This window comes from Pseudomonas sp. P4_C3 (assembly GCF_056402075.1).
On record NZ_JBFUIC010000292.1, the window covers coordinates 1 to 4856 of the forward strand.

General features: G+C 60.9%; 4 protein-coding genes and 1 pseudogene. All 5 read right to left on the bottom strand.

What is annotated here, in order from left to right:
- Positions 1 to 155 (bottom strand): annotated as a pseudogene (locus AC1DVH_RS25910) (xylulokinase); the annotation flags it as partial.
- A gap of 113 nt (positions 156 to 268) precedes the next feature.
- Positions 269 to 1741, bottom strand: a complete 1473-nt coding sequence (locus tag AC1DVH_RS25915) for a mannitol dehydrogenase family protein (protein WP_477756202.1) — start codon at positions 1739 to 1741, stop codon at positions 269 to 271.
- A gap of 16 nt (positions 1742 to 1757) precedes the next feature.
- Entirely contained in the window at positions 1758 to 2861 is a 1104-nt protein-coding gene (locus AC1DVH_RS25920) for an ABC transporter ATP-binding protein (RefSeq protein WP_477756203.1), read from the bottom strand.
- 132 nt (positions 2862 to 2993) lie between these two features.
- Positions 2994 to 3824 carry a carbohydrate ABC transporter permease gene (locus tag AC1DVH_RS25925; protein ID WP_477756204.1) on the bottom strand — a complete coding sequence of 277 codons (831 nt, stop codon included), beginning with the start codon at positions 3822 to 3824 and terminating at the stop codon, positions 2994 to 2996.
- An 8-nt stretch (positions 3825 to 3832) separates the two neighbouring features.
- Positions 3833 to 4732: a carbohydrate ABC transporter permease gene (locus tag AC1DVH_RS25930; RefSeq protein ID WP_477756205.1), complete on the bottom strand. Its 900-nt coding sequence runs from the start codon at positions 4730 to 4732 to the stop codon at positions 3833 to 3835.
- Between the last annotated feature and the right edge of the window lie 124 nt (positions 4733 to 4856).

Sequence of the window (4856 nt, forward strand, 5' to 3'; positions counted from 1 at the left end):
CGGGTGTCCTGTTCGCGGCAGCCATTGGGGCCGCTGATCAGGCTGTGGCTGGCGGCGCCCAGGCCGAGCACTTCACCGCTGATCGCTTCGAGGATGATGGCCTTGGTGCCTTGGGTGCCGCAGTCGATGCCGAGGAAGAGTTGTTGGGTTGTCATGCAAAATCCTTGGATCGTCAGGTGGATATCGTTGAGCATTCAGCATCTCTGCCGACTGTCAGGCCGCCATCGCGGGCTTGCCCGCGAAGGCGACAGCAGACTCACCGCAGGGCCTACGCCAGCACCCGTTCCAACGTCCGCGACACCCCAAAATCCCGCAAACTGTTGCAGCACCACTCAAACGCCGCGACAAACTCCGGCGAGCGCGCAATGGCCGTACCAAAAATCTCCTCGACCGCCAACAATCGCTGGGTAATCAACACATCATCGGCCACCAGCGTCTGGCAGAACGCTGCGCGTGGGTCCGGGATCGAATAGGTCTCGCCATGCTCATCCACGCCCTTGAGGTACAGCGCCCACGCCGCCACCACCAACGCTGCTCGCCTGGTCTCACGGCCATCGGCGATCAAGCGGTTGATGGTCGGCACGGTGAATTTCGGAAACTTCGACGAGCCGTCCGAACACACCCGTTCAAGCTGATCGGCAATCGCCTGGTTGGAGAAGCGCGTCACCAGGGTGTTCTTGTACTCGGCCAGGTCAATTCCCGGCACCGCCGGCAGCTGCGGCGTCACATCCAGGTCCATGTAGGCGCGCATGTAGCGCACGAACAGCGGGTCGTTCATGGTCTCATGGACGAAGCGGTAACCCTTGAGGAATCCCAGGTACGTCAGCGCCAGATGACTGCCGTTGAGCAGCTTGATCTTCATTTCTTCGTAGGGCGTGRCGTCGTCGGTGAACTGCACGCCAACCTTTTCCCAGGCCGGGCGACCGTTGACGAACTTGTCTTCCAGCACCCATTGCACAAAGGGTTCGCAGACCACCGGCCAGGCATCGTCCAGCCCATGTTTGTCGGCCAGTTGCAAACGGTGTTGGATGCTGGTCATCGGCGTGATGCGATCGACCATGGCATTGGGGAAACTGACGTTGGCGTCGATCCAGTCGCGTAATTCGCCGTCGTGCAAGGCGGCGAAGGCTAGCAGCGCCTTACGGGTGACGGCACCGTTGTGCGGCAGGTTATCGCAGGACATCAGGGTGAAGGCCGGCGTGCCGGCGGCGCGACGCTTGGCCAGTGCGGCACAGAGGAAACCGAACACGGTTTTCGGCGCATCCGGGTGCGCCAGGTCATGCAGGATCTGCGGCAAGTGCGCCATGAACTCGTCGGTGCTGTCGTCGATGCAGTAACCGCCTTCGGTGATGGTCAGCGAGACGATGCGGATCTCGGGGCTGGCCAGTTTGTCGATCAACGCCTGGGCGCCGTCCTCGGCCAGCAGCATGTCGCGGATGGCGCCGATCACCCGCACCTCGGTGTCGTCGCTATCACCAAGTTCGAACAGGGTGAACAGGTAGTCCTGCTCCTTGAGATCGTCACGGGCGCGGCGGTCATCCGCGCGCAGGCCGACACCACAAATGGCCCAGTCCAGCGCCTCTCCGGTGTTCATCAGTGCATCGGTGTAAAACGCCTGGTGGGCGCGATGGAAACCGCCGACGCCGATGTGCGCGATGCCTTGGCGGGTATCGCCCAACGCGTAGGCGGGCAGGACCACTTCAGGCGCGAGGCGGTTGAGGTTCTGTTTGTTCAGTTTCATCGCAGGCTCTCTGAAATCAGGCAGCAACGCGCAGCGGGCGGGTCAGTGCCACGCCGTCGGCATCGAATAAATGGCAGTGTTGCGCATCCAGGTGCAGGCTCAGGTTTTCGCCATAACGGCTGGCCAGATCGCCGCGAACACGCATGGTCAGGGCTTCGCCGGACGAGGTCAGAACGTGGCAGAAGGTGTCGCTGCCCAGGCGTTCGCTGACATCGGCGGTGACCTGCAAGGCGCAGTCGCCGGGTTTGGCAAGTTCCAGATGCTCGGGGCGGATGCCCAGCGTCACCGCACTCCCGACGCTCAGATGCCTGCCGCTCAAGGGCAGGCTGATGCGGGTTCCGGCGTCCAGTTGCAACTCGCAACCCTGGCTGTCGGTGCGTGTGACCTTGCCTTTGAGAAAGCCCATTTTCGGTGTGCCCAGAAACCCCGCGACAAACAGGTTGGCCGGCTGGTGATAGAGGTCCAGCGGCGAGCCGACTTGCTCGATCTTGCCGCCATTGAGTACGACCACTTTGTCGGCCATGGTCATCGCTTCGACCTGATCGTGAGTCACGTAGATCATCGTGGCTTGCAGTTCTTTGTGCAGGCGCAACAGTTCCAGGCGCATCTGCACGCGCAGGGCGGCATCGAGGTTGGACAACGGTTCGTCGAACAGGAAGATTTTCGGGTTGCGCACGATGGCCCGGCCAATCGCCACGCGCTGGCGCTGGCCGCCGGACAGTTGCTTGGGCTTGCGCTCCAGCATCGGCCCCAGTTCGAGGATGCGCGCCGCTTCGCCAACCTTCTTCTCCACTTCGGCTTTCGCCACGCCGGCCAGGTCGAGGGCGAACGACATGTTCTTGCGCACGCTCATGTGCGGGTACAGTGCGTAGGTCTGGAACACCATCGCCAGGTCGCGCTTGGCCGGGCTCACTTCGGTGATGTCGCGGCCATCGAGTTCGATGGTGCCGCCACTGACCTCTTCCAGCCCGGCGATCAGCCGCAGCAACGTGGATTTGCCGCAACCCGACGGGCCGACGAAGACCACGAATTCCTTGTCGTTCACTTCCAGGTCAATGCCCTTGATGATGGAAAAGCCTTCGAAGCCTTTTTGCAGATTCTTGATTTTCAGGTTGGCCATGGTGATGGGCCTCCGTTTGTTGTTATGTAGGAGCGAGCTTGCTCGCGATAAATTTGTAGGCGGAGCGTTCTTCCTGTCTGCACGCGTTATCGTTCACGTCCATCGCGAGCAAGCTCGCTCCTACAGGGATCTTCATTTCACGGCGCCGAACGACAGGCCGCGAACCAGTTGTTTCTGGCTGATCCAGCCGAAGATCAGGATCGGCGCACAGGCCAGGGTCGAGACGGCCGACAACTTGGCCCAGAACAGCCCTTCGGGGCTCGAGTACGAGGCGATCAACGCGGTCAGCGGTGCGGCTTTGGACGAGGTCAGGTTCAGCGACCAGAAGGCCTCGTTCCAGCACAGGATCAGCGACAGCAGCACCGTGGACGCCAGGCCGCCCTTGGCGATGGGCAGCAACACCCGGAGCATTTCCTGCGCCAGCGTTGCGCCGTCCAGGCGCGCGGCTTCGAGGATGTCCTTGGGGATGTCCTTGAAGTAGGTGTAAATCATCCAGACCACGATCGGCAGGTTGATCAGCGTATAGATGACGATCAGTGCAATGCGCGTATCGAGCAGGCCGAAACTCTTGGCCAGCAGGTAGATCGGCATCAGCACGCCCACCGGCGGCAGCATCTTGGTCGAGAGCATCCATAGCAGTGTGCCTCGGGTGCGCTGGGTTTCGTAGAACGCCATGGAGTAGGCCGCAGGCACCGCGATCAGCAGGCACAGGGCCGTGGCGCTGAAGGAAATCACCACCGAGTTCCAGGCAAAACTGAAGTAATCGCTACGCTCGTTGATGTGCAGGTAGTTCGCAAGCGTCGGCATGAAGATGAACTGCGGCGGCGTGGCGAAGGCATCGATTTCGGTCTTGAAACTGGTCAGTACCATCCAGAAGATCGGGAAGAAAATCAGGATCGCGATGGCCCAGGCCAATGTACCGAGCAGCAGGCTTTGCAGGCGACGGGATTGTTGAAGAGTCATGGCAGGCCTCAGGCTTTGTCGGTCAGGTTTTTGCCGATCATCCGCACCAGGATGATCGCGGCGATGTTGGCGATGACCACGGCGATCAAGCCGCCCGCCGAGGCCATGCCAACGTCGAACTGCACCAGCGCCTGGTTGTAGATCAGGTAGGCGAGGTTGGTCGAGGCGTAGCCGGGGCCGCCGTTGGTGGTGGTGAAGATTTCGGCGAACACCGAGAGCAGGAAGATGGTTTCGATCATCACCACCACCGCAATCGGCCGTGCCAGGTGGGGCAAGGTCAGGTGCCAGAAGATCGCGATCGGCCCGGCACCGTCCAGGCGCGCGGCTTCTTTCTGTTCCTGGTCGAGGGACTGCATGGCGGTCATCAGGATCAGGATCGCGAAGGGCAGCCATTGCCACGAGACAATGACGATGATCGACAGCAGCGGGTAGTGCGCCAGCCAGTCCACCGGTTGCGCGCCGAACAGCTTCCAGACGTAGGCGAGAATCCCCGACACGGGATGGAAAATCAGGTTCTTCCAGATCAGCGCGCCGACGGTGGGCATGATGAAGAAGGGTGAGATCAGCAGCACCCGCACGATGCCGCGACCGAAAAACTCACTGGCCTCCAGCAGCGCACTGATCAGCACGCCGAACACCACACTGATCAGCAGCACGCTGCCCACCAGCAACAGCGTGTTGCTGGCGCCGGGCAGGAAGCCCGAGTCCGTCAGGAAATAAGTGAAGTTCTCCAGCCCGACAAATTGGTTTTCACCCGGATTGAGCAGGTTGTAGCGGATCATCGAGAAGTAGAGGGTCATGCCCAGAGGCACGATCATCCACAACAGCAGCAGCGCTACCGAAGGGCTGACCAGAAACCAGCCGGGATTGGTCACGCGGCTTTTACGCTGCGGTTGGACAATGTCCATGTGAGCTTTGGCAGTTGATGTATTCATGGTGTTAAACCGATTGGAACGAACAATGAAGATCCCTGTAGGAGCGAGCTTGCTCGCGATGGTGTGTCAGTTGACGCCGTCGTGCCTGACACTCCAT